Source organism: Acinetobacter sp. Tol 5 (assembly GCF_019702905.1).
Lineage (GTDB): Bacteria > Pseudomonadota > Gammaproteobacteria > Pseudomonadales > Moraxellaceae > Acinetobacter > Acinetobacter bereziniae.
The window spans coordinates 1454754-1480223 of sequence record NZ_AP024708.1 but is presented as its reverse complement, the minus strand read 5'-3'; the positions used below and the strand labels follow the sequence as shown (position 1 = coordinate 1480223).

General features: G+C 38.0%; 21 protein-coding genes and 1 pseudogene. 6 read left to right on the top strand and 16 right to left on the bottom strand.

Features of this window, described 5'->3' with window-relative positions; genetic code table 11:
- Positions 1-898 precede the first annotated feature (898 nt).
- From TOL5_RS06835 to chrA, 5 genes and pseudogenes are all read left to right on the top strand, one after another.
- A complete protein-coding gene (locus tag TOL5_RS06835; RefSeq protein ID WP_151961086.1) occupies positions 899-2107 on the top strand; it encodes a site-specific integrase in 1209 nt (402 codons plus the stop codon).
- 254 nt (positions 2108-2361) lie between these two features.
- Positions 2362-2718, top strand: a pseudogene (locus TOL5_RS06830) (tyrosine-type recombinase/integrase); the annotation flags it as partial.
- Between the two features lie 72 nt (positions 2719-2790).
- Positions 2791-3669, top strand: a complete 879-nt coding sequence (locus tag TOL5_RS06825; RefSeq protein ID WP_000027438.1) for a TIR domain-containing protein — start codon at positions 2791-2793, stop codon at positions 3667-3669.
- Positions 3670-4002: 333 nt separating this feature from the next.
- The gene (locus TOL5_RS06820; RefSeq protein WP_002065076.1) at positions 4003-4941 is read left to right on the top strand and encodes a chromate resistance protein ChrB domain-containing protein; all 939 of its coding nucleotides are present in this window, start codon (positions 4003-4005) and stop codon (positions 4939-4941) included.
- A 46-nt stretch (positions 4942-4987) separates the two neighbouring features.
- The gene (gene chrA, locus TOL5_RS06815; protein ID WP_002040866.1) at positions 4988-6409 is read left to right on the top strand and encodes a chromate efflux transporter; all 1422 of its coding nucleotides are present in this window, start codon (positions 4988-4990) and stop codon (positions 6407-6409) included.
- Positions 6410-6524: 115 nt separating this feature from the next.
- Here the strand turns inward: chrA and TOL5_RS06810 are convergent.
- Both TOL5_RS06810 and dmeF read right to left on the bottom strand, forming a co-directional pair.
- Positions 6525-7669 (bottom strand): IS3 family transposase gene (locus TOL5_RS06810; RefSeq protein WP_085944219.1). Its coding sequence is split into 2 segments (ribosomal slippage): positions 6525-7405 and positions 7405-7669, totalling 1146 coding nucleotides; the frame shifts between segments, so codons are not numbered across the junction.
- A 90-nt stretch (positions 7670-7759) separates the two neighbouring features.
- Positions 7760-8695: a CDF family Co(II)/Ni(II) efflux transporter DmeF gene (dmeF, locus tag TOL5_RS06805; protein WP_001175951.1), complete on the bottom strand. Its 936-nt coding sequence runs from the start codon at positions 8693-8695 to the stop codon at positions 7760-7762.
- Between the two features lie 55 nt (positions 8696-8750).
- Between dmeF and TOL5_RS06800 the strand changes: the two genes are divergently transcribed.
- Complete coding sequence (locus TOL5_RS06800) at positions 8751-9020, top strand: metal/formaldehyde-sensitive transcriptional repressor (RefSeq protein WP_000018740.1); 270 nt, start codon at positions 8751-8753, stop codon at positions 9018-9020.
- A gap of 31 nt (positions 9021-9051) precedes the next feature.
- Here TOL5_RS06800 and TOL5_RS06795 read toward each other — a convergent pair whose 3' ends face one another.
- The 14 genes from TOL5_RS06795 to TOL5_RS06730 all read right to left on the bottom strand — a co-directional run bounded on the left by TOL5_RS06795 (position 9052) and on the right by TOL5_RS06730 (position 24971).
- Positions 9052-9177: a YHYH domain-containing protein gene (locus TOL5_RS06795; RefSeq protein ID WP_000733641.1), complete on the bottom strand. Its 126-nt coding sequence runs from the start codon at positions 9175-9177 to the stop codon at positions 9052-9054.
- Between the two features lie 91 nt (positions 9178-9268).
- Entirely contained in the window at positions 9269-10576 is a 1308-nt protein-coding gene (locus TOL5_RS06790; protein ID WP_000895211.1) for an MFS transporter, read from the bottom strand.
- Between the two features lie 80 nt (positions 10577-10656).
- A complete protein-coding gene (locus TOL5_RS06785) occupies positions 10657-11295 on the bottom strand; it encodes a hypothetical protein (RefSeq protein WP_000282061.1) in 639 nt (212 codons plus the stop codon).
- 11 nt (positions 11296-11306) lie between these two features.
- Complete coding sequence (locus tag TOL5_RS06780) at positions 11307-12020, bottom strand: HupE/UreJ family protein (RefSeq protein WP_001165581.1); 714 nt, start codon at positions 12018-12020, stop codon at positions 11307-11309.
- 5 nt (positions 12021-12025) lie between these two features.
- A complete protein-coding gene (locus TOL5_RS06775; RefSeq protein ID WP_000181823.1) occupies positions 12026-12397 on the bottom strand; it encodes a hypothetical protein in 372 nt (123 codons plus the stop codon).
- Positions 12398-12408: 11 nt separating this feature from the next.
- Positions 12409-15537 (bottom strand): efflux RND transporter permease subunit, encoded by a 3129-nt coding sequence (locus TOL5_RS06770; protein ID WP_000460236.1) that lies wholly within the window; start codon positions 15535-15537, stop codon positions 12409-12411.
- Positions 15538-15551: 14 nt separating this feature from the next.
- A complete protein-coding gene (locus TOL5_RS06765) occupies positions 15552-17027 on the bottom strand; it encodes an efflux RND transporter periplasmic adaptor subunit (protein ID WP_001041870.1) in 1476 nt (491 codons plus the stop codon).
- Positions 17028-17037: 10 nt separating this feature from the next.
- The gene (locus TOL5_RS06760; protein ID WP_000039774.1) at positions 17038-18237 is read right to left on the bottom strand and encodes a TolC family protein; all 1200 of its coding nucleotides are present in this window, start codon (positions 18235-18237) and stop codon (positions 17038-17040) included.
- Between the two features lie 48 nt (positions 18238-18285).
- The gene (locus tag TOL5_RS06755) at positions 18286-18741 is read right to left on the bottom strand and encodes a hypothetical protein (protein WP_002086797.1); all 456 of its coding nucleotides are present in this window, start codon (positions 18739-18741) and stop codon (positions 18286-18288) included.
- Between the two features lie 156 nt (positions 18742-18897).
- Positions 18898-19794, bottom strand: a complete 897-nt coding sequence (locus TOL5_RS06750) for a hydrolase or metal-binding protein (RefSeq protein WP_221260684.1) — start codon at positions 19792-19794, stop codon at positions 18898-18900.
- 212 nt (positions 19795-20006) lie between these two features.
- Positions 20007-21050 carry a YqaJ viral recombinase family protein gene (locus tag TOL5_RS06745; protein WP_001090272.1) on the bottom strand — a complete coding sequence of 348 codons (1044 nt, stop codon included), beginning with the start codon at positions 21048-21050 and terminating at the stop codon, positions 20007-20009.
- Positions 21051-21218: 168 nt separating this feature from the next.
- Positions 21219-22262, bottom strand: coding sequence for a DUF932 domain-containing protein (locus TOL5_RS06740; RefSeq protein WP_000951122.1), 1044 nt, complete (start codon positions 22260-22262; stop codon positions 21219-21221).
- A 58-nt stretch (positions 22263-22320) separates the two neighbouring features.
- Positions 22321-22608, bottom strand: coding sequence for a hypothetical protein (locus TOL5_RS06735; RefSeq protein WP_000058781.1), 288 nt, complete (start codon positions 22606-22608; stop codon positions 22321-22323).
- A gap of 215 nt (positions 22609-22823) precedes the next feature.
- Positions 22824-24971 (bottom strand): glycine zipper family protein, encoded by a 2148-nt coding sequence (locus TOL5_RS06730; protein ID WP_001009680.1) that lies wholly within the window; start codon positions 24969-24971, stop codon positions 22824-22826.
- Positions 24972-25470: the final 499 nt, after the last annotated feature.

Here is a 25470-nt window from a genome sequence, read left to right as displayed (position 1 = left end):
TTTTGTTGTGATTTTGTACGGACATGGGTAATCTGGCTCGACCGGTTAAAATCATATTTAATGTACTTTAGACTATTAAGTGTTATATTAAATTTTATAAAGATCAAGAGTATTATAATCATCAAAAAATAACTAAAAAAACCTTACCAAAGGATAAATATCCAAAGAAAATAATTATAAAATATAATTCAAAAACATAAACTTAGTTAAAAAATACTGAATAAATTACCTCAACAATAAAAAATCTATAAAATTAGTAAAAAATAATCCCACAGAGACAAACTATGCATTAAAATTCAATATAAATTAATCTTAATCCAATGAAATATTTATCTAAAAAATAAAAAACGATCTTTAAATATTAAAAACCAATCACCCTAAAGTTTAAAAACAAAACTTCAAATTTTAAAAGCAACCTCGATCATACAAAAGATTAATTACTATTATAATAAACATATAACCAGTTTAGGAAATAAACCTTTTTTTTGATCTTTTACACCAAAATCATTTTTATATAAAAAAATATGCTAGCTTTCAAATTATAGAAACTTGTTTTACTCTTCAGATCCTAATTACCAAAATAAGGGTTTTAAGACAACAAGGCTTTCTTCAACTGAATTAAAAATTGAAGAGGTCAAAATGATTGAAGATCTTTATCTAATAAAATTCATTATTAGATATACAAAAAATGTAGCAAGACTTTCGGATAAGACTGCGGAGGTTCAACAATGAATAAACATTTTGAACTAGTGGATTGGGTCACCGCTGAAAAGTTTTGTGAATTGACGGGCGAACAGATCTCTAACCTAAAAAACCTTAGACCTCATTGGGAGGAAGGAAAAGTTTGGGTAAAAGTGTCTGATCGAAAAATTTTATATAGCTTAAAAGGTTATAACAGATGGGTCGAACAAGCAGCTCTGGTCTACCAACAGGCACACGAGCTAGATCGGGAAAAATACAGATTAACTTTAAATGGAACGACAAGCGCGAGTGGTTCACTCTCGACCTCACCGACACACCAGCTAACTTCAGTAAGGCGGCTAAGATTAGAGAAGATTTTGTAAACAAGGCTAAATACGGGATATTAAAAATCGAGGATATCGAAGCGGTCTCGGTCAAGCCCATTAAAAAAGCTGATGCTGCGCAAGAAACATTGCCAGCGTCACATGGCCCGACATTTGCTCAGTATGCCCAAGAATACCTTTATAACCTTTCAGATCATAGACAAGGCACAAAGCAAAAGTATCTGTCTATTCTAGAAAGGCTATGGATGCCGTTATTTGCTGACATGCCAATTAATACGATCACTAGCCAAATGTTGCGTAGCGCCGTCAATGGGCGTGAATGGTCATCAGCGAAGACTCGAAATGATGCTTTGATTCCATTACGTGGCGCATTCGAATTAGCGCACGATGATGAAATTATTGACAAGAATCCATGTGACCGATTGAAGAATCAGAAAACTCAAGAAGCTGAACCTGATCCATTTAATGAAATTGAAAGGGAAAGAATACTGAACTGGTTAAGAGAGAAATATCTTGCAGACTACCCAACTGTGTATTGGTATTTTGTGGTGGCATTTTGGACAGGTTGCCGTCCATCAGAAATTATCGCGCTCACTTGGCAGGATGTAGATTTTTTGAATAAGCAGATTCACATAAATAAAGGTCGTGTGAACGGCGTTCAGCAGGGAACCACTAAAACCAATAAAGCTCGATTTGTAGATTTGAATGATTTTGCATTTGAAGCATTCCAACAACTCAGATTACTAACTTATCTCAAATACGAGCATGTATTTATTTGTGATGAAACTGGTGAGGAATTTACTACGCAAAAATCATTAAGTGAAAAGTTTGTGGCTGCATTGAGAGCAAACGGCATACGCTATCGCCCTGCCTATAACACTCGTCATACTTATGCGACTGTATGCTTAATGAATGGACTCAATCCAGTCTATGTGGCTTCACAGTTGGGTCATAGTCTGGTGATGCTCATGAAGCGTTATGCGAAGTGGATTAATTCAGATAAGAACAAAGAAGAGATCGCTAAAATTTCGAATAGTGCCAAAATTGTGCCAAAGAAAAAGGGAATCAAACTATGCATTTGATTCCCTTTAAGATATTTGGCGGAAGCGGTGTTAGTCAAATTAAACAACCAAACCACTGATAAACATATAAAAAATAATTTAATTTTAGTTTTTTACTGTTATTTTTACTACAATAAAATTTCAACCAATCATTTGTTTATATTTCATTCACCTGACACTATTCTTGCTTAGTAAGCTAATGATTGTAAATTACAAATCATCTTAAACTACCCATTCTAAGACAGTTCATGTAATTTTACCTCAATTAAGAGTTCATTCGAGAATATATTCAATTAGAAGATTTTATATTCCCCGCCCCACGTAGTGGTGAAATGCTTTCCGACATGCCATTGACTACACTAATCAAGCGTATGCATGAACAAGAACTAAAAAATGGCTTAGGCTATATTGATCCAAAACAGAATCGTATAATTACCACACATGGCTTTCGGTCTACTTTTCGTGACTGGTCTGCGGAAAAAACTAATTATGCGCGTGAAGTCTGTGAACATGTATTAGCGCACAAACTACCAGATAAAGTTGAAGCTTCTTACTTGCGTGGAGATTATCTAGATAAACGTAAAGAATTAATGGCAGATTGGGCAGAGCACTGCTCTACGCTTACAGAGTGATGTAACACATAAACCTTGTATTTCGCCTAACCAAATAATAATCTTACCCTTTATATTTATCATAGAGCCAACATGTCAATACAAACTATAAGCAGTACCATAACAAGGTTAAATAAGGAGTTAGCAGATATTACTCATCGAATGAGCTTAGAGCAGAAAAAGGGAGCTGATATAATTTCTAAAATTTTACAAATTCAAAATTCTATCGGGAAGACAACTAGCCCCTCTACATTAAAAACAAAGTTATCAGAAATTAGTAGGAAAGAACAAGAAAACGCTCGTATACAATCAAAACTTTCAGACTTACAAAAGAAAAAGATTGATATTGATAATAAGCTGCTGAAAGAAAAGCAGAACCTTATAAAAGAAGAAATACTGGAAAGAAAAAAATTAGAGGTCCTGACTAAAAAACAGCAGAAAGACGAAATTGAACATCAAAAGAAGCTGAAACGTGAAATTGATGCTATTAAAGCTTCTACCCAATATATTACTGATGTTTCAATATCATCTTACAACAATACAATACCTGAGACGGAACCAGAATATGATTTGTTTATTTCACACGCTTCAGAAGATAAAGAAGATTTTGTCAGACCGCTTGCAGAGACATTACAGCAACTTGGAGTAAACGTTTGGTACGATGAATTCACGTTAAAAGTTGGGGACAGTTTACGTCAAAAAATTGATAGTGGTCTCCGAAACTCTAAATACGGTACCGTTGTTCTTTCAACTGACTTTATTAAGAAAGACTGGACCAACTATGAACTTGATGGCTTAGTAGCTCGAGAAATGAATGGCCATAAAATGATTTTACCGATTTGGCACAAAATTACTAAAAATGACGTTTTAGATTATAGTCCGAATTTAGCCGATAAAGTCGCCTTAAATACTTCTGTAAATAGTATTGAGGAAATTGCCCATCAATTAGCTGATGTTATCTTAAATCGATAAGCGCCTTCTAAAAATTAAAATTTTGACTGAGATTTACAAATAACCTAATTCTCAGTCAACTTTTGAACACCCTACAATTTAGACACTTTACAATCAATAATTTAATTATAACTAAAACAATTTTTTTTGTGATGAGTAATACTGAATTCACAAATATTGATGTATATTGAAACAATAAAACCAAATAATTTATATAAAATCAAAAACTTAAAAAATTCTTCTTTAGCCATTTCCGCCCTTTAATATTTCTTTTGATATAAGAAATCGATTCTTCATATTTGTATCCAAGCCAAATTAATGTTATATATTTAACAAATAAGTTGAGTATACAACATGAAAATATCTTTACTCATATCCTCTTTGCCTACACAGAACACATCTACACGTATGAGAGTATGGCGTTCTCTTAAAGCAAGTGGAGCCGCAATCCTTAGAGATGGTGTGTATTTACTTCCCATTTCTCATAGCGAGAAATTTGATCCTATTGCAAGTGACGTTATTTCAGAGCAAGGCTCTGCGTATGTATTCCATGCGGAGCAGCCTTTAAACCTTGAATTAGCTCCTTTCTTCAGTCGAAAAGAAGAATACGATGTCCTCTATAAACAACTCTCTGAGTTAAGAGATCGTCAATCTAAAGATGAAAAGAAAGAGCTGCTCAAGCAAATCCGTAAATTAAGAAAAAGTATCGATGCACTCGTAGAAATTGACTATTACCCCGATGAGACTCAAGCACAGGTACTAAATGAACTTTCTGCTTTAGAGCTTTCAATAGCTCGACTTGGTGAAGTGAATGAGCCTCAAGCAATACAAGCACATATTCAACTTCTAGATAAAAATAGTTATCAAAACAAAATATGGGCAACTCGTAAGAGACCTTGGATTGATCGTCTAGCCTCTGCATGGCTAATCAAGACTTTTATTGATTCAACTCCTACATTTATTTGGTTAGAAACACCAAGTGAATGTCCAGAAGAAGCTTTAGGATTCGATTTTGATGGTGCAGCTTTCAGTCATATCAATCACTGGGTTACCTTCGAAGTTCTTTTACATAGTTTTAATTTAGAAACACCTGCTTTGAAAAAAATTGCAGAGATTGTCCACTATCTTGATATTGGCGGGATTGAGCCACCCGAAGCTTCAGGCATAGAAACCGTCTTTGCAGGAATACATGAAAACATTACAGATGATGACCAATTATTAGTCGCATCAAATGCAATCTTTAATGGCCTATTGTCTAGCTTTAATAAAAATAGCTCTGTACTGAATGATTAAACGCATCAAATACTTTCTAAATTTCAAAAATTTAGGTGAAATAGCAATGAATACAAATGAAGATTCCACTGCTTTAGCTGAAAGCATTCCCCCACATGAACTTCATGGTGTTTCATTTCGTGAAGCTTTTTGGGTATGGCTTAAAGTAGCTGCGCTTAGCTTTGGTGGACCTGCGGGGCAAATCGCAGTAATGCATAAAATTTTAGTTGAAGAGAAACAATGGATTAGTGAAACGCGTTTTTTACATGCCTTAAATTACTGTACACTTGTTCCTGGTCCTGAAGCACATAAGTTGGCTGTATACATAGGTTGGTTATTACACCGAACACGTGGCGGACTCGTTGCGGGTACTCTCTTTATTTTACCGGGTCTACTTGCATTAGGAATACTAAGCTGGATTTATGCAAGTTATGGTCAGATTAGTATTGTTCAAGCATTATTCTTTGGATTAAAAGCAGCCGTACTTGCAGTAGTTCTTGAAGCTGTCATGCGTGTAGGTCGTCGAGCCTTAAAAAACAAGGTGATGGTCATTGTCGCTATCTTGTCATTTATCGGCATCTTTATCTTTGCTTTGCCTTTTCCATTTATTATTTTAGTTGCTGCGCTTATCGGTTACATCGGAAATAAAAGTGGAAGTAAAGCATTTAACGCCTCCTCATCTCATTCTGACGCTAATAGCTCTAATGCTTCATTAGCAGCTATTGATGCTGCTTTTGCTAAGCAGATCCCAGAGCATGTACAACCTTCCCATACAAGAGCTCTAAAAATTACTCTCATTGGTTTGGTCTTATGGCTCGGCCCACTTATAGCTTTTATTACTTTAATGGGCAAAGATAATGTTTATACGCATATCGCTCTATTCTTCAGCAAAATGTCCGTACTTACGTTTGGTGGTGCTTATGCAATTTTATCTTATGTTGCACAGCAAGCCGTCGAAAACTTCCATTGGCTTAAACCTAGTGAAATGCTGATCGGACTTGGTATGGCTGAAACCACCCCTGGCCCCCTGATTAGTGTAGTTCAGTTTGTAGGCTTTATGGCAGCGTATCGAGACCCAGGATCATTGAATCCTGCCTTGGCTGGTACTCTTGGAGGTATATTAGCGAAATGGGTAACATTTGTACCCTCTTTTCTATTCATTTTTATTGGTGCTCCATATATTGAAGCATTAAGAAATAATAAGGCTTTAAATGCCATACTTTCGACAATTACAGCAGCTGTTGTTGGAGTGATCCTTAATCTATCAGTGTGGTTTGCATTACATACATTATTTGCTGAAGTTAATGTAATTCATAAATATGGAATGGTTTTACAAGTTCCAGTTTTATCCAGCATTAACCCATGGTCACTAATGTTATCAATCATAGCTATGCTTGCTTTATTCCGTTTCAAACTTGGAATGATGACTACTTTAGCTGGTTGCTGCGCTATAGGAATTATTCTTCACTTTTTCGGGATAAGCGGCTAATCACTTATAACTATATAAAAATGTTTTAGTTGGACTTATTTGTCCAACTAAAACAGAGGTGGTCCCACATGTTTGAACAACTAAAAGCTTATTTATAAGTGATACTCTGCTCTAGTTAAGCTACCTTATTTTGTTGTGGTAGCTGGTCATAGTAAAACTCATCTGGAGTCATTTTGTCCAGACTCGAATGAGGTCGTTTCAAATTATAAAATTCAAAATATGCGTTTAATTGCTTCTTCGCATCCAAAACATTGCTGTAGGCTTTGAGATACACCTCTTCATATTTAACGCTCCGCCATAATCGTTCAACCATCACATTATCAACCCATCGACCTTTACCATCCATGCTGATTTGGATGTCATTTGATTTCAATACATCAATAAATGCATCACTGGTAAACTGACTGCCTTGGTCTGTATTAAATATTTCAGGTCGACCATATTTTTCAATAGCTTCATTTAATGTTTCTATGCAAAATGTAACCTCCATACTAATCGATACTCTATGCGCAAGTACCTTGCGGCTATGCCAATCAATCACAGCACATAAATAAACAAAGCCTTTTGCCATAGGGATATACGTTATATCCGTAGACCACACTTGATTACTGCGCTGAATAGCCAATCCTTTGAGCAGATATGGATATTTGCGGTGAGCTTGATTAGCCTGGCTTAAATTTGGTTTGCAATATAACGCATTAATGCCCATTTTCTTCATTAAAGTACGTGTATGACGTCGTCCTATATGATGTCCTTGACGATTCAACAAATCACGCATCATACGGCTACCTGCAAAAGGGTATTGCATATGTAACTCATCCATACACCGCATCAGCTTCAGATCTGATGCACTCACAGGTTTTGGGCGATAGTAATAACAACCACGGGAGACTTTCAGCAGCTGAGCTTGCTTAGATACTGAAATCTGAAGTGAGTCATCGATTAACTTTTGTGGTTGAAGCGGCCCAGTTTCTTCAACACACCTTCTAAAAAATCAATTTCTAATGCCTGCTCACCGATTTTTGCATGTAGTTTTTTTAGATCGATGGGTGGTTCTGTTGGAGCTTTTGATTGATCGAAAGCTTGCGAGGAAGCTGAAATCAGTTGATTTTTCCAGTCGATAATTTGGTTTTGATGAACATCAAATTCAGCACTCAATTCAGCAAGTGTTTTTTCTGCTTTAATCGCAGCAAGTGCTACCTTAGCTTTAAAATCATTTGAATGATTTCTTCTTGGTCTACGTGCCATAAAATACTCCATATATTGATGTTTATAACATCATTTGGGGAGCAAAATATCACTTATAAGTGTTGTTCAAATTTCCTGATCCACCTCTAACCATTCAATAATTCAAATAAAATGTATTTCAACACTTGCATGCACAATTTCTTCATGGATAGAGAGTGCCTGTTTCACTACATCTGGTGTTAAATCTACACCTGTACTCTCTAAAGCCAAGATGCAAGAAAACTTGCCTCTACCAACTTTCCAAACATGTAAATCAGTAATATTAACTTGAGGAAATTCCTCTATAACCTCTTTGATTTCATCAACCACAGGGTGAGACATTTCTGCATCGAGTAGTGTCTTTCCTGTCTCATTTAATAATCCCCATGACCATTTAGCGACAAGAATAGCTCCAACTACACCTAATAGTGCATCTAAGAAACTCCAACCAAAATATTTCCCCGCAAACAATGCAACAATTGCCAATACAGAAGTAACCGCATCAGCTACTACATGCAGAAACGCCGCCTTTTGATTTAAGTCATGATGATCGTGGTGGTGGTCGTGTTCATGGTGATGATCATGCTCGTGGTGATGGTGGTGGCCTCCGTCATGTAATAACCATGCACAAACCAAGTTTACCAATAAACCAACAATTGCAATTGGTATTGCCTCATTGTAATGAATATTCACGGGATTCATTAATCGATCGATAGATTGAATACCCATTAAAAGTGCTACAACCATAAGTAAAATAGCACTACTGTACCCTGCTAGAATCTCAATTTTCCAAGTACCAAAACTAAATCGCTGATCATGAGCATAATGTCGGGCCATTCGATATGCGAAATAAGCTAAGCCGAGAGCAACCATATGTGAACTCATATGCCAGCCATCTGCGAGTAAGGCCATCGAATTAAAAATCCATCCCCCCAATATCTCTAGTACCATCATGATTGCTGTAAGAATTGTCGCAATCAGTATTTTCTTTTGTGCTAAAGGATTTCCTTCATCGAATTGATGAGAATGACGACGATCTAAGTTACTATGAAGTTGCATAAATTTTATCTTTCCAAGATACTCCCCCCAGTATATATTTTTTTTAGGAAAAATCATGTCTCATTTGCATCAAGATAAAAAAATACTTAATCGCATCAAGCGGATTCAAGGACAGGTTACTTCTGTTGAAAAGTCATTATTAACACCTGAAAGCTCTTGTCTTGAAGTATTACAACAAGTTGCAGCAATTAAAGGTGCTGTTAATGGGTTAATGCAGCAACTTCTTGAACAACATTTAAGAGAACATGTATTGAAAGGGGATCAAAATTTTGATGAAGAAGAAATGAAACAGTACTTATTATTATTAGATCGTTATTCAAAATGAGTAGAACAAAATGTTCTACTCATTTTTATTATTAATGGCAGTGACGATCCCCTGTCTTGCTATTCGTGTGGCAGCCTGAAGAATCAGTACCACCTGAATGAGCAAAAGCATTTGTTACCGCAAGCCCCATTAAACATACCAAGATTAGTTTTTTCATGTTGTTCCCCTTTTTTTATTGAACAATAAAATAAGCTTATAATTGTACAACAAACAAACGGAATCTTTCTAAGTCATTAGTCGAAAAAGAGTTATTTAGGCCACTTTTCATGATAGTCATCAATAATATATTCATGGACGTGTACTCCATTGATTCGATGCTGCTGCAAATGCTCATGATCTGGAGGTAAATCATCATGACTGTGGGGTAAAAGAGCCTCATCCTGTGATGGCCACAAACGCATTGCAAGTAATAAAGAAATCGTTGCAATCACTGCCATCGGTATAAAAGTTTGTAATGTTCCTATGTTAGTAGTGAGCCATCCAACCAAGGGATAAGTCACTAACCAGCAAGCATGTGAAAACGCAAATTGCGCTGCGAATAGAGAGGTCCTACTCTCACTCGATGCAGATTTTCGAATCAAACGGCCTGTAGGTGTTTGTGAAACAGAATATCCAATACCAAGCACAAACCAAAGTACAAGCAAACCATTATAAGATGTAATGAAATAACCACTTAACAGCCCAATTACAAGAATTGTTGTTCCCGTCAACATCACTGATCGATCTGGGAACTTATCCAATATCTTAGGCAAAATGAAAGCCGAAAGCATTGAACCAAATCCAAATAAACCAAAAGCCCAAGTAGTCGCATTTTCAGTTAGCTTAAATGTCGATTGAACCAATACCACGGTATTTACAATCACTACAGCGCTTGCTGACGCAATTGCTAAATTGAGAGCAAGCAATGCTTTAAGTCTAGGCGTATTAAAATAAATTTTAGCTCCCTGCTTAATACGGCTATAAACACCTCTAAACGCAGGTACTTTGGCAACTGGTAATTTCGCACTTACCACAAACAAAGCAGAACCGATAAAACCTAATACCGTTCCCAAAAATAAGTTGTGATAACTCATCAAAGTTAATAAAAATGCCGCGAGCATCGGACTAATAATATTTTCTAAATCATAGGCCAATCGTGATAATGATAGCGCATTGGTATAGTCTTTTTCTTCAGGTAAAACATCTGGAATCATTGCCTGAAATGTTGGTGTAAATGCAGCAGAAGCAGATTGCAAAATAAAAATGAGAATATAAATTTGCCAAATTTGTGTCACAAACGGTAGACACAATGCTGTTAATGCTCGAATAACATCTAGCCCAACCAATACTTTTTTTCTTGGTAATCGCTCAGCAAATGCAGATGCTATAGGCGCTACACCGATATAAGCAATCATCTTAATTGCCAATGCAATACCAAGAACTTGGGCTGCTTCCCCCTTTGCAATATCGTACGCCTGTAAAGCTAGGGCGATTGTGATTAACCCCGTTCCGATTAGCGCTATTACTTGGGCCAAAAACAAATGCCGATATGTTGTGTTTTTTAGTACTTCTAGCATCTTATGGATTCCTTTTAGAACCTGACTTCTTTAGCAATTGAATCTCCTTGGAATATTATTCCAAGGAGATTGATCAAAACTTAAAAGACTTTCTTCATTTCACTAAACTGCCCTTCTACAAGTAGAGTTACAGTCACTGGATTTTCCGTACGGTTACGCCAGAACCAACCATGCTTGCCATCAAAAGCTGCCTTTAAGACACCCTGCTGAGTTGTTTCATTCTTTCCTTTTCCATAGCCATGATAGAACCCTTTAGGAGCGTTCACTGGATCACCATGGGTATCATAATTAAGACCACCTCCAACAGCTTTCCAGTCAAAGTTGACACTTGCACTTTGTGGCATCGTCAGTTTCACTTCGGTTGCTTGGCCCGGTTTAAGCTCAATACTAATGCTCTCTTTATTAATAGCAGGCATAATCATTTGAGCATTATCAGTTGCCGTTTGAGTCGAAGTTTCTACTGATATTTGTTCAACACTATTCACTGCCTGTGCAGCATTGATACCATTTTCTGACTCTTCAGTTAGTGATTGTTTGATTTCTCCCATTTTCGTTAAACCAAGCACTTTACCCATACCTGTCGGATCAATTGCATACTCCGCAGGCATGACACAGGTAACTAGCACAATAACGGCACTTACGGCAGCAATTGCTGTTGATTTAATTAACTTTTTTGATGAAGGTAATTCGATATCTTTTGGAATTTCAGCGTTATACATAATTTAGATCCTTATTGAGTAATGAAGCCAGTAAGTTGATAGCCAACAAGTAAAAAACCGAGGAACATGAGGAAGACATTGCTTTGATAAGCTGTTTTAAAGAAATAAGGTGTCTTTCTCCAAAACGTCATTAATAACAAGATGATGCACAGAGCCATAAACTGGCCTAATTCAACCCCAATATTGAATGAGATTAAATTTGCCAACAGTCCATCACTCGGAACTTCATATTCCTGAATTTTTACTGCGAGTCCAAAACCATGAATCAGACCAAAAATTAAAGTCGCGATTTTCGTGTTTGGTTGAAAACCAAACCAACGCTGATAAGCCCCCAAGTTATCTAGAGCCTTATAAACAATCGAAAAACCAATGATTGCATCAATGATGTAGGCGTTTATCGAGATATTGTAATAAACACCCACCAGCATCGTAATCGAATGCCCAAGTGCAAATAGGCTGACGTACAAGCCGATATCTTTCATTCGGTATAAGAAGAAGATAATGCCAACAAGAAATAGTAAATGGTCATATCCAGTGACCATATGCTTCGCACCCAAATAGATGAATGGAATCACATGAATGCCATAAATTTCTTGAATATAGCCCTTATCACCTTCCGCTACTCCATGAGCAAAAAGTGTAGGGCTTACCAATGTAATGAATAAAGCAAGTAATAGCTTTATGTAAGCACTTAATTTCACAATGTGTGAAGCAATAATTTGCATGTATATCAAACTCCAAAATTTAAAATGAATTGAAAATCCATTAACTTTTTGGGCGGTTTAAAAATACGACTCACCATCAGATAAACATATTCTTTTGACCAATCTAAAATCGAAATCCCTTTTAAGAGATGAGCTAAAGCGGCCGATTTAAGTACGTCATAGCCAACAAAATGTTCATAGTAATTATCTTGGTGACTATGTGAATGTTGTTGGCTTATCTCATGATGGTGAGAGTTAATTGCATCAATTGAAACGTGTCTCTGAAATTCATTTTCAGTTACATGCTCTTTAAAGTGCAAACATAAAGCGAGACTGATCATGCAGACTAGCAACATCATCACAAATTTGTTTTGTTTATCTCGCAATATATTTGTCATTAAAGATGCCCCTAAACAACCTGTTTAGCAGCTTCGTTTGATTTTCTTGACCTACCTTGGTTAAACCACACATATAAGGTTGGCAAAATAATCAAAGTCAGTAAGGTTGATGAAATAATCCCACCAATAACAACAGTTGCAATTGGGCGCTGAACTTCAGAGCCAATGCCTACGTTTAAGGCCATCGGAATAAAACCTAATGAAGCGACTAAAGCTGTAATCAACACGGGACGGAGTCTTTCCATTGCACCATGTTTCACTGCATCAATGACACTTTCACCTTGAACTCTAAGTCGCTGAATGGCTGAAACAAGAACCAAACCATTCAGCACAGCAACACCCGATAAGGCAATGAAACCCACAGCCGCAGAAATTGAGAATGGAATATCACGTAGTGCTAAAGCAATCACACCACCTGTTAGTGCAAATGGCACACCTGTGAATACCAAGATACTGTTTCTAACATTACCTAAAGCCATATAGATCATGGCAAAGATCAGAATTAAAGCAATCGGTACTACAACCATAAGACGATTTGAAGCAGATTCCATTTGCTCAAACGTACCGCCCCAAGTCAGCCAATAACCATCTGGTAATTTAAAATCAGCATTCAGCTTAGATTGTGCTTCTGAAATGTAACTACCAATATCAGTTCCACGAACATTTGCTGTAATGACGATACGCCGTTTACCATTTTCGCGAGAAATCTGGTTTGGTCCTTGAACGTTTTTTAACTCGATCAATTCTGATAAAAGAACACTCGAACCATCAGCTAAGCTCACAGGAATCTGATACAGCTTTTCTAGATCTGTTACCGAGTTTTGATCCATACGTACCACAATGTCGAACTTTCGATCTCCTTCAAACACCTTACCTACTGTCTCACCTGTGATTAGGCTAGAAACCTGTTTTTGTACATCCTCTGCATCAAGCCCATAGTTGGCAATCATGTCTTTTTTCAGCTCAACAGAAACCATGGGTAAACCAGACATCTGTTCGACTTTAAGATCAGCAGTACCTTTGACTCCCTCTAAAATCTTAGCGGCAGCGTTTGCTGATTCAAGCAACTGCTCTAAATCATCACCATAAATTTTTACGGCAACATCTGTTCGGACACCTGAAATAAGTTCGTTAAAACGCATTTGAATCGGCTGTGTAAACTCATAATTGTTTCCATATACGCCTTTAGATACGCGTTCAATTTCAGCAACAACCGCAGACTTTTCCTTATCAGGATTAGGCCACTGACTACGAGGTTTCAGCATGACAAAGTTATCTGCTACGTTAGGTGGAACAGGATCAGTCGCAATTTCAGCAGTCCCCACTTTGGCAAAAATAGTCTGAACTTCTGGAATTTTCTTAATCTCTTTTTCTAACGTGTATTGCATTTCAATTGCTTGAGTCAACGACGTACCAGGGATACGCAAGGCATGTAGTGCTACATCTCCCTCATCCAAGGAAGGTATAAACTCTGAGCCTAAACGAGTCGAAAGACTTGCACTAAAAACAAAGAAAATAGAGACAAAAGCGATTAGCAAATATCTGTGATTTAAAGACCAATCTAGAATTGGGTTATAAAATCTTTTGATGCCATGGACGATTTTTGACTCTTCTTCTTTAATTTCACCAGTAGTGACCAATGCCACCATTGCAGGGACAAACGTAATTGAAAGAATCATTGCTGCCACTAAAGCCATAACCACTGTTGCAGCCATTGGTGTAAACATCTTTCCTTCAACACCAGTCAGAGTCATTACAGGTAGATACACCAAGATAATGATCAATTGACCATAGAGAATCGCTTTGCGGGATTCTTTAGTCGCCTCAAACACAGTCGTAAAGCGTTCTTGCCTTGTTAAAACTCGCCCAAGCTCTTTTTGTTTAATTGCCAACTTTGCTAAGGAGGCCTCAACAATTACAACAGCACCATCTACAATAATCCCGAAATCTAGTGCCCCAAGACTCATAAGGTTTGCACTAATTTTCTGGTTCACCATACCTGTGATTGTCATCAGCATGGATAAAGGAATGACCAAAGCGGTAATCAGCGCAGCACGGAAGTGACCAAGAAATACAAACAGAACAACGATTACCAGAATCGCACCTTCTAAAAGATTCTTTTTCACCGTCTGTATCGTTGCATCAACCAAAGTTGTACGGTTATAGACAGCTTTTGCTTCCACACCTTCTGGTAATGATTTTTGAACCTGTTGTAGCTTTTGATCAACAGCGTGAGCAACATTTCGTGAGTTCTCACCAATAAGCATGAATGCTGTACCCAGTACAATTTCTTGCCCATCTTTAGTTGCAGCACCTGTACGTAATTCGTGACCAATAGATATTTTGGCAACATCTTTCAATCTGAGGATATAACCATTGCTCGTCGTAATCGGGATATTCTGGACTTGCTCAATCGAGTTAATTTGAGAATCAGAACGAATTAAATACTGTTCACCATTTTTCTCAATATACCCCGAGCCTTTATTCATGCTGTTCTTAGAGATAGCCTCTAAAATTGTCTTCTGATCCAGCCCTATGCTACGTAAATAAGCATAATCAGGTTGAACTACAAATTGTTTGAGATAACCACCAATGGTATTGATTTCATTAACACCCTCTACATTTCGAAGCTGAGGTTTAATCACCCAGTCTTGTAAGGTGCGTAATTCCGTTGGTGAAAGTGGATTAGGATTGTTCTTGGCATTTTCAACGGTATACATGAAGATTTCGCCAAGTCCTGTAGAAACAGGCCCCATAGAAGTTGCAATTCCAACGGGAAGATTTGGTGTCACTCCTTGTAGCTTCTCATTGACTAATTGTCGGGCAAAATAAATATCCGTCCCTTCTTTGAAAATTGCCGTTACTTGAGATAGACCATATCGAGATACGGAGCGTGTATAGTCTAAATTTGGAATACCTGCCAAAGCAGTTTCAATGGGATAGGTCACTTGAGACTCCATCTCCATTGGAGAGAGTCCTTGAGCTTCACTATTAATCTGGACTTGTACATTCGTAATATCAGGGACTGCATCAATCGGTAACTTGAAATAGTTATAAACCCCTAATGCACCAACAAATAAAAATACGATAAGTACAAGCCAACGATTCTTAATCGAGAGCTTAACAATCTGGTCAAACATAGTCGCTACTCCCCTTAGTGGTCATGAGTAGCGCCAGATTTCCCTAGCTCTGCTTTTAAAAGATATGAATTTCCAGCGGCATAAACCTGTCCTACGCGTAATCCAGATTTAACTTCCACATACCCATTGTACTTTTCACCAAGCTCCAGAGGCCTAGCTTCAAAATCATTGCCAACACGAATGAATACAACATCCCAATCACGGAAGCTCTGTAGAGCATCTTCACGCACAACCATCGGCTTCAAACTTTGATTTTCAAAAATTTGGGCCGTGATTAACTGTCCTGAGCGCCACTTAAACTGGTTTGGTACTTCAATAAAGACCTGTGCTGTACGTGTCTTTGGATCAATGACATCACTGATATATTTAATTCGTCCTAAAGCTTCTTCTGTATCCACAGGGCTTTGAGGTTTAACTTTAACCTTATTGTTAGGATTTATAGCATTTAGCCTGTCAGCGGGAACATTAACAACTGCTAAAAGTTGAGAAGTATTTGCGATTTTAAAAATAGGTGTTGAAGAACTTACATTTGATCCAACAGCACCAAGGACTTCTAATATTGTTCCAGACATTGCAGCACGAACTTCAACAGTACCATTACTAGAACCACCATAAGAGTTGATTAAGTTATTCAACTCATTTGCACGAGTTTGTGCTGCGTCAAAGTCTCGTTTTGCTGAAATATAATCAATTTCAGGTGATACACGCTTTTGCCATAGCGCTCGTTCCTGTTCCATTTTTTGACGAGCAAACTGTAGGCTGTCCAAAGCAACTTTACGATCGGCATTCAAACGAATTACATCTTGGCTTTGAACTACAGCAAGTAAGTCTCCCTGACTCACCTTATCACCTAGATTACGGTAAGTTTTGATCAATGTCCCACTGGCTTTAGGCGTAATAAAGCTTTCAAAATTATCAGGAAACTTCAGTTCGCCTTTTAACTCCAAAGCATTTTCAAACATCTTTGATTCAACTTTTAAAAGCTCTAATCCACTGCTCTTAATACTACTGTCCAACATGGTGACACGGCCTTCCTTCGTATCCCATTTCCAAGTATGCTTTTTCCCTTGATAATCAACGTTTATCATCATTAAAAAGGAATGTGGCTCGTAAACAATTTCATTCCCAATTAAGTAATCACTCTCAGGTTGAAATTGAATATTTTGCTCGGCATCCAAACGTTTGATGTAGATATTTGCTGTTAAGTCTTCAGGTTTAAGTAGTTTATCTTTCAAATACCCATAAACACGGAGGTGTGGTTCCACTCCTTCCTCAAATATCTTGACCTCAGCAGAGAAATCTCCATCTCGATATAAACGACCACCGTGAGGCCCTTTCTCATCTCCAGCCACAGCTACTTTTTCTTCGGCGACCTCACCATGTGCGCTCGCTTGTGTTTTATTGCCCGATTTATACCAAGCAATTGCACATAAGACGATAAGTAAGGCAACGACACCAGTTGCAATCAATGTATTGGTTTGTTTATTCATATTCTTGCCCTTATTCTTGATCTAAATGAGTAATGTAGTTACGTTCGACATCTGCAATTTCAGTTTGCAAAGCCAACCACATATCGAATCGAGCAAGATGTTTGTCTAACCAAATTTGCTTAATATTATTGAATTCAAGTAAAGAGTTTTTCCCTGCTTGGTATCCCATTTCAGCAATTCGGAGACTCTCATTTGTTGCGGGCAAAACCGTTTGATCATATTGCTTAATCGCATCAATCAAGTTGGAAACCTCAATAGCCTTGTTTTCCAATTCAATTTTAGAATTACGATTCACAAGCACCGACTGTGTTTCTGCTTTCGTATGCTCTGCTTGAGCGATCGCAATATTGCCTTTATTTCGACTAAAAATATTGAGGGGTATTGATGTCGAAACCTGAAAGACTTTGTCATTGGTTTCTTGGTAGTTTCTAACCCCTACTCCCAAAGTAATATCTGGTATTGCTTCTTTACGAGCCAACTCAAACTGAGCTTTTTTCAGCTTTGAACTTAAAGTTGCTTCTTGCTCAGACAAACTTATTTTGTCTGTGAAATTAAAGCTTAGCGGAACCTCCAATGCACTACTGGGCAGGTTGGAAGTGAACTTAGAACATAGATTTTTCTGGAACTGAATCTTCTTCACTTCATTTTGATGGCGCAATTTCGACTCAGATGAAAGTGCTATGCTTAGTTGAGCATCGGAAGGAATTACTCGCCCGTACTTAAGACGTTCGGAAAGAACGTTAGCTTGTCTGGCATTCAATTTACTCTCAGAAGAATAAATTTCAGCACGCTGAGTAGCTACATACCAGTTCGCCATACAGATTCTTAAATCTGCTTTGAGTTCAGCCTGACGCTTTGCTATTTCGAACTGATTACGATCACCTTGAAAACTCGCAATCTGTTTTCTCAAGGAAAGTTTATTACTGAGGGGGATCTCTTGTGATAGCCCCAGCAAGGTTGTTGGGCCATCCAAATCTTTCAATTTTGAATTACCGAGATTATCCAACTCCATATTGAAAGTCGGATTAATTAATCTGCCAGCAAACTTTTGATTGATTTCATAAGCTTGCTCGGACTGCTGTAAGCTATTGAGTACAGCATCATTTGCGATTACCTGCTTTTGTAGTTCTGCATAATTCGTTTCTGCGAATACATTTGCTGCTGTTGCTACAAATCCACAGGTAAGAAATATCTGATATTTTTTAGACATGACTTTACCTATACAAAAAAATTAAAAACTATTTTTTGTATAGAAAGATCAATTACGTAGGACGATTAAATCTTTAGAGAAAGTATAAGAATTACTAAATACTAGAGGGGATCGCCGCTTTAAAAAGACTCGATAAACGGGCTTTTCAAAAAGCTGGAAAAAGAATAAAACTAGTGGAAGTGCGAAACTAAGAATAAAGATTGGATCTATGCTGAAATCACTATCAGAAGAAATTGGCTTTACTGAATGATGATAGATCGGCTCATCAAAATTCTTCCACGTATGTGCTTCTGCATCATGATCAGCAGAACTTTTTAGAGAATCATCTGAGTGCTGTAAAGACCAATGACTAGAAGCATCATCCTCTACAATGATACTCAACTCATGCTGATGTTCAATATTTTCAAGTAGAACAGGCGCCCACGCATGAACTCCCGTAATTGTTATGGTAAACAAAAACAGGACAAATGCGAGTATAAGCTTAGAAAACCTACTTGAACGCATAGTCATGAACATACTTCTGATTTGCTACCAAAATACTAAAAAGCGTTATTAAAGTAAATCCATCTCTCAAAAATTCTAGGAGTGAGTATTTTCTTATCTACAGTCCAAAATCTGCAAAAAAAAGAGTACAAGTACTCTTTTCTAACTAGGTCCATTTCAATTGAGAGCCTGCACAGAATGCTGCAACCCTTTCTGAATGTCTTGAACATGAGTTAAATCACTAAGCTGCTGACCCTGCTCTGGTTTTGGTTCATTGATATAAAACTCCTCAACAATATCCAGTCCCTCCTCACCTCCTACCTCAAATCTGGCATTACCATAACCTAGCCTTGCCACATGATCTAAAGCCTCCTGATAAAACCCTGCTGTCTTGCTTTGTCCATCGATCTGTTTGGCTGAAGTAATGGCTTGTTGTAGATTGATTCCATCACGTAAGGTTAAGTCCACGTAATAAATTGGGGTACGGTAACTTTGCGTTGTGCTTTTTCCTCGTAAGGTCAGTTGCAATGGCAAACATGAAAGTAAATCACCTGAAGCCGCATGGTAATAACGAAGCCGTGCAGCTAAGGTACGAATGCTATTGAAACCTGTAGTCCTAAAAATGAATGTACCCAACTCATCCGACTCATCTAGATTGACGTAAAGCCGCCCATAAGGCTTGCAGTGTCCACCTTGGGCCAAGGGGCATAAATCAGGTGATGGACATGGATGCTGTTCAACCCCGTTTTGTCCAAGTCGCTGACAGGTTTCACCATTACCAGTACAGATGGGCCGACCAGTTTGTCGGTCGAATAGAGTGTACTCAGCTCGCAAGTTGAGTTCAGGATCATTAAAAATCATCCGGACAGGAATGGTTCTGAGTTTCTGGTTTTGTGCCTTGGCTCTTAGCTGCTCATCCAGTGGGTGTTTCACCCAGCCATCCTTATTCTGAATTTGGCTAGTAATCGTAAATTGATCATCTTTTTCAGGCAGACGTTTACCATTCTTTTCGACCACTTTACCGATACTAATTCTGCCGAGTATTGGCGGTGTAATCGCTAAACCTTTGATCATGTTGTTTGTCCTATAAGTAAAATTTTACTGATTACCCCTTGCTATGTAAGTAAACAGAAATATGAAAAGCTACGACTTCGCAAAAACCGCCATTGTTGGTCTACCGCTCCTTCGGGAGTCGGTAGATCGGGGGTGGTTTTTTTGCGCTTTTGGGAAGAATGGATATTTCATGCATATATAGTTAGCGATATAGATGCATGGTTTTGATCGGGTCAGTCATCATTGCTATAGATTTGAAAACGTCGTGTCCCCACCTTGTTTTGTGGAAACTCATTGATTAGTTCAGGATGCATTTTCAATACAGCCTTATTATCTAAAGCAATGGAGTCTTTAGATCGTTTCCACGTCACTGAACCATTGGCAAAAGTTGCTCGTTCAGCATCTTTCATTAACATCTGAATTTGATGCTTAGTTTCATCAAAGCTGTTTTGGTGTTTTTCAATATGATGCTTTTCTTGAATCAGTTGAGCAAACAACTGATTGGCTTGTTCATTTTGACTGAGATCTTCGACACTGAGTGGAATATGTTGAGGATAGAGTTGCTGAATGGCTTTAGCTGCCGATTCACTGGCATCGACTGAAGGTGGCGTGTCATTTTCCACACACTCCCAAAAGTATCGCTCTGCATTCACAATATGTTGAATGACTGATTCACTGCGTGCCACTTTATAGATACGAGTTTCATGACCACAGATCAGCACACAAATATGCGCTGCCTTTTTGCCTGTTACAGCGAGTTGATGTTGCACCTGACACAATACGTATAAAGGCACACCATCTCGCCATAACTTTGCTCCATATTCCCCTGCGGTTTTGCATTCTAAAATCTGTACTTCCTCACTACCTACCACCGAGTAATCTAAGTTAGCCAGCATAAAATGCTTATCCTCATCAGGATGTTGTAGTACGGCATTGATACGACGAACTTTGTTGTTGGTATGCATGCTGTAGTATTCAGCGACCAAAGGTTCAAGTTGTTTACCCCAATATAAAGGGGCATGACCTGTGCTTTCATCTTCAATGGATTGTTTAACTCGACCTGTCTTGATCATCCACAGTTCTAGCATCGACATATAGGGATTAAGTCCACAGGCTGCGGCACAGTCACTACTGCCAATACCTTGGCGTCTGACTTCAAGCCATTCTGCTTGAGTCATATTCTTTGTATTGACCAAGCGTTTGGCTGTGAATAATTTTGGGGCAATAAATGGGGTACTTGCCTGTTGCATAGATGGATTTAAAATTGCGGTATTCATATTGAAGTCCTGATTATTTTGCTATGTAAAATGATGGGGATCACAAAAAATGGGCATAAAAAAACCACAGCCGAAGCTATGGTTTTAATAATTTTTAAAATTCGAAATTCCATTTAAAAATGCTTAGTTAGGTCTAACTTTCCATGATTGAAAAATGTATATTCCGCACTATGCAAGCATGTTAAGTGCCTGTTCCAATCCTCGTTGTTTGATCGATGCGCCAGCACCAAACCAAGCTGAATCAAGCCGGTGATCGGTACTCATGGCACGACGTTCGTGGTCTATAAATTCTGTGATTGAACACAGTAATCCATAGGCTGTTCCTTTGGCTGAACTTAGCTCCGCACCTCGTCCTTGACCATTAAACATTTCCATAGCTCGACTCATCGATTTGGCATTTGGTTCAGCTTTGTCCTTGCCATTGGCTTGGGCTTGTAAGGCTACATCACGGTAGAACTGGATGATGTTGTCCTCCTGATCCACCACGTTGTTCATTGTGCTGTTATTGAACACGGCATCAAAGTAAGCGGATGCTTCCATCTGACTCACTTTACGTTGTGTCAGTTGCTTCATTTCATACATGTGTTCATCCCATGCACGTACTGAAATACCGAGTTGCTGTTTGACCTTATCAGCATCAAATTTAGTACTGTGTGGAACTTTGACCACACCTGCACTGCTGTTCTGTCCTTTTAAGGCAATCGCTAAAGTATTGTTGCACACTACTCGGATCGAGGTAAATTGTGCGGTGGTGGCAAGGGTTCCGTCACATGCTGTTGCCAAGAGCATATAGCCATTACTGACATCTTTGCCCTTCAACATGGATGTTTGCCCTGTACGTGCTAGTGCCCAGAATTTCTTGCCACCTTTGAGTACACCTGCGGTTTCAAGTTCAAAACCTGATTGCTCGGTGAGGTCACGATAGAATTCTAAAATCTCTCTCGGTTGCACTTCCTGAAAGCGTTGACTGACGACTGACAGTGGAGCATGGGTATCAGAGCGATATAAAACTCGTTGTTCTTCATAAGGCATGATGATGCTTTGCCCACGGTCATTCTGCGCCATATAACTGACATTAGAAGATTCAATCCGCCAATCCATACCTGCCTGCTGTGCCCAGACTTCAATCGGTTGGTTTTGTGTCAGTTGATTCCCTAGTCCGTGCCAAGGGGTTTCTCCGACATACGCCATTTGTTCAAGTTGATGTGCCATAGTTTTATTCCTTTTAATTTGAAAATGAAATTTGAATTTGTGTGGTTACTAACGATCTTTAATGCAAAAGGTGCGCTGGAAACTTTTGGTAGCAGTTGTGGCAGAAGCATAAATTCTGCTGTGGTGGTGTGCTTTGTTCGGTAAATGAATTCAACACACTGCCGAGTACCGTTCCTGCTATTCCACCGACAATCGGTGGCAGATTGAAAGACTTTGCGACCGTGGTTCCCAATGCACCCAATGTGGTCGGTGTGACCAAATTGGTTAAGGTCGTATTTGATTGTTGTGTACTTGCTTCAACCAATATCACATTCGTTGAATGGCAAAAGGGACAGCTCAAGCTCATAGCTCGACTCCTTAAATTTTGTGCATAAAAAAAGCCTGCTCGATGGCAGACTTTGTTTTCATATTTTCATGAAGAACTCAAAAGAGTTTCATGATTCTCATTAGGATATTATGTGTCTGAAATTATTTGGAATAACTTTTAATTTACTAATTCAATTAGTAAATAATCTCTCCAATTTTTTATTTCAAATACAACTATCAATATTATTCCAACACTCAAGCAGGTTTAAGCTGATGAGTACGATTAGGCTGTGCTGAATCAGGTTTGGCAAGTTCCCTATAAATCTCTAATTGACGATTAATTTCATTAATTTTTGGCTGTAGATCAACTGATATAAAATTACTTGACTCATCAATAGCCACCCAACCAGCTTGAACCTTTTCCATTTCATTACCTTTTTGCAACTTATGTAATATCCATTGGTTCAGATGATAGGCACGCATATAAGCTTCATGTTGATAGATCAATAAAGTACTAAAAGTAATAATACGATCAGCATTATTCAACATATGAGTTTCAAAACTTTGTAGCTGTTTGAATAGCACATTTGTTCGATGAACCAATAAATTTTCATTGAACCACGCTGCGAATTCAATGAGTAATTTCACTACGATATCTCTCTGATTACACAAGGCTTCTCGATTCATACTATTTGCACCTGTAGAACCAGCAACCCCTCCCATATATGCACCAATACCACTCGCAACAATGACTCCAACACCACCTGTAGCAAGACCTGCTAATGCGCCGAGTAGCATTGACCCTGTCATTGCACCTCCAGCAATTGCAGCAGTTTCTTTGCCAACATTTTTTAAGTATTGCTCGCCATCCACTTTACCTGAATTAAAATCACCATAATTACGATATGCCGCTAAACCAATCGTTAATAGTGGGATTGGTAGCATATCTCCTACATCCGCAAAATCTGAAACTTGCTCTAGTCCTACACCAGTAGTTTCCTGAACAGCTTCATAGCTTAAAGTGGTATCCACTAACACCATCGGATGATTACCTAGCTGCTCTGCAAGTTCACTGTTCACAATCACTGGAATATCTGGATACTTATCAAAATGACTTAATACATAATCAGCATCCATTGAGCACTTAACTTGCATCGGTGTGCCATCAACAATCAAATCATAACCAGCTTGGTTTGCGCTATCGGGAAATTCAACTGTATGTCCTTGTTGTTGTAAATTCAGTGCAACCTGTTGTTCAGCAACATAACCAGTTAAACGAGTCACTGCTCCTGCACTATCTAGTGTATTCGCTGAAATGTCTTGTAAAGTATTTAAGTTTTCAGGATTTCCTTTTGATGCAAAGCTCAATGCATCTAATACAGATGGATCAATATGTGCATAATCCCAAATTAATCCTAAAGAATATGCGGATGCCGTTAAGCCCACACCCACCTTTAGCCCTTGATCAGATAATATTTTTTCTAGCTCTTTTTGTGCTTTTTGATTTTGGTTAAGACACTCAACAATTTTTTTATTTTTCAAAAGTTTTGGTGCACTCGCAATAATTCCTTCACTATATGGAATCTGCGAATCACGCCCTCCAAAAAATGTACCAACTCCCTTACTAAAACTATTTAGCCCACGTCCCATGTCAGCTAAGAAATTCGTATCTTCAGGACGAGTTGCAATAACGTCTTCTGGTAAAAGGGCTGTTATAGCACGATTGAGTAGATTCCCTTGTAATGCTCTATCTTTCGCATCGTCTATAGAGCAAAGTAAATATACAGCATATTGCAAATCACCAAACTCTCCTTTTTCCTGATTATAGATAACATTCTTCCGCATTATTAAACATTCAAGATAATCAAAATATAATGTTTCTTGATAAGAACAATGCTCAAAATAGTACTCAAACTTTTCTATAGCGCTAGTATAGATTTGACTACGTTTGTACACTATCGCCTGTGCTTTAATGACAGCATTGCTAGGCTCACGCTCAAATAAAATTTTTAAGATCTCTCGACTAATCTGTAAATGTTCACTTTTTTCAATCTTCGATAAATACCGACTGACTAATTCAGAAATATTCATCGACGCTTGATGCTTGAGTTTGAATAAAATACATTGCTCTAACCAAGCATAATTTTTTGCATGCCCCTGATAGTGAGGGATAAATACTGTTTCAATCAATTCAACCAATTCTAAAGCAACGCCAATTTCCTCAGATGAATTGATAGAAAATTCCCATTTTTGTGGAATAGTCACACTAAATAAGCGAGAGAAAAACCCCGAATTAAGATCAGCTTTTTCTTGAGTAACTAACATCAACATATCTTCTGGAGTAAGTGTATGTTTTTGAGTTTTAATTCTATCTAGTCGTACTTTAAGTAATTTAAAATTCATATATCCCCCTAATTTTTTGAATTTTCAGATAATTTACTATTTTAGACACCAGAATTATATTACTTAAAATTGAAAAAGTACTAGTGTATTAAAAATAATAAAATTATTGATTTATTTATATATTTTCATAACCTCGATTGACTAAACTCACCCTTAATTTTATCATTCGACTGCTGACCTACATCGTCAGTCGGTTTTGACAGACCGTTTACAAAAGGCGCACAACAACGCTGTGATGGTTTTGTGCGTTCTCTTAAGTCACGCCTTTACGGTGAGACTGGGAGGGGCACGCTTGCGTGCGCTGATTTCCTTTTGTATCAGTCTGTCAACCCGCCCAGTCTTGCCACCATTATTTGACAGTAATTTGGTAAGACTCTCTTTCATACAAAAGGAGTAGTCACCATGACTCAGCACTTTCTATCTATATTATTTTCCCTAAAACGATTTTCTATTCCTCTGTTGCAATAGCAACTTTCAAAATTTTTTGCTTATTTGACTG

Bases quoted from the DNA above. Each gene is read 5' to 3' on its own strand.
- TOL5_RS06835 (WP_151961086.1), top strand. From the start codon at position 899: ATGGGTCGAACAAGCAGCTCTGGTCTACCAACAGGCACACGAGCTAGA.
- TOL5_RS06825 (WP_000027438.1), top strand. From the start codon at position 2,791: ATGTCAATACAAACTATAAGCAGTACCATAACAAGGTTAAATAAGGAG.
- TOL5_RS06820 (WP_002065076.1), top strand. From the start codon at position 4,003: ATGAAAATATCTTTACTCATATCCTCTTTGCCTACACAGAACACATCT.
- chrA (WP_002040866.1), top strand. From the start codon at position 4,988: ATGAATACAAATGAAGATTCCACTGCTTTAGCTGAAAGCATTCCCCCA.
- dmeF (WP_001175951.1), bottom strand. From the start codon at position 8,695: ATGCAACTTCATAGTAACTTAGATCGTCGTCATTCTCATCAATTCGAT.
- TOL5_RS06800 (WP_000018740.1), top strand. From the start codon at position 8,751: ATGTCTCATTTGCATCAAGATAAAAAAATACTTAATCGCATCAAGCGG.
- TOL5_RS06795 (WP_000733641.1), bottom strand. From the start codon at position 9,177: ATGAAAAAACTAATCTTGGTATGTTTAATGGGGCTTGCGGTAACAAAT.
- TOL5_RS06790 (WP_000895211.1), bottom strand. From the start codon at position 10,576: ATGCTAGAAGTACTAAAAAACACAACATATCGGCATTTGTTTTTGGCC.
- TOL5_RS06785 (WP_000282061.1), bottom strand. From the start codon at position 11,295: ATGTATAACGCTGAAATTCCAAAAGATATCGAATTACCTTCATCAAAA.
- TOL5_RS06780 (WP_001165581.1), bottom strand. From the start codon at position 12,020: ATGCAAATTATTGCTTCACACATTGTGAAATTAAGTGCTTACATAAAG.
- TOL5_RS06775 (WP_000181823.1), bottom strand. From the start codon at position 12,397: ATGACAAATATATTGCGAGATAAACAAAACAAATTTGTGATGATGTTG.
- TOL5_RS06770 (WP_000460236.1), bottom strand. From the start codon at position 15,537: ATGTTTGACCAGATTGTTAAGCTCTCGATTAAGAATCGTTGGCTTGTA.
- TOL5_RS06765 (WP_001041870.1), bottom strand. From the start codon at position 17,027: ATGAATAAACAAACCAATACATTGATTGCAACTGGTGTCGTTGCCTTA.
- TOL5_RS06760 (WP_000039774.1), bottom strand. From the start codon at position 18,237: ATGTCTAAAAAATATCAGATATTTCTTACCTGTGGATTTGTAGCAACA.
- TOL5_RS06755 (WP_002086797.1), bottom strand. From the start codon at position 18,741: ATGCGTTCAAGTAGGTTTTCTAAGCTTATACTCGCATTTGTCCTGTTT.
- TOL5_RS06750 (WP_221260684.1), bottom strand. From the start codon at position 19,794: ATGATCAAAGGTTTAGCGATTACACCGCCAATACTCGGCAGAATTAGT.
- TOL5_RS06745 (WP_001090272.1), bottom strand. From the start codon at position 21,050: ATGAATACCGCAATTTTAAATCCATCTATGCAACAGGCAAGTACCCCA.
- TOL5_RS06740 (WP_000951122.1), bottom strand. From the start codon at position 22,262: ATGGCACATCAACTTGAACAAATGGCGTATGTCGGAGAAACCCCTTGG.
- TOL5_RS06735 (WP_000058781.1), bottom strand. From the start codon at position 22,608: ATGAGCTTGAGCTGTCCCTTTTGCCATTCAACGAATGTGATATTGGTT.
- TOL5_RS06730 (WP_001009680.1), bottom strand. From the start codon at position 24,971: ATGAATTTTAAATTACTTAAAGTACGACTAGATAGAATTAAAACTCAA.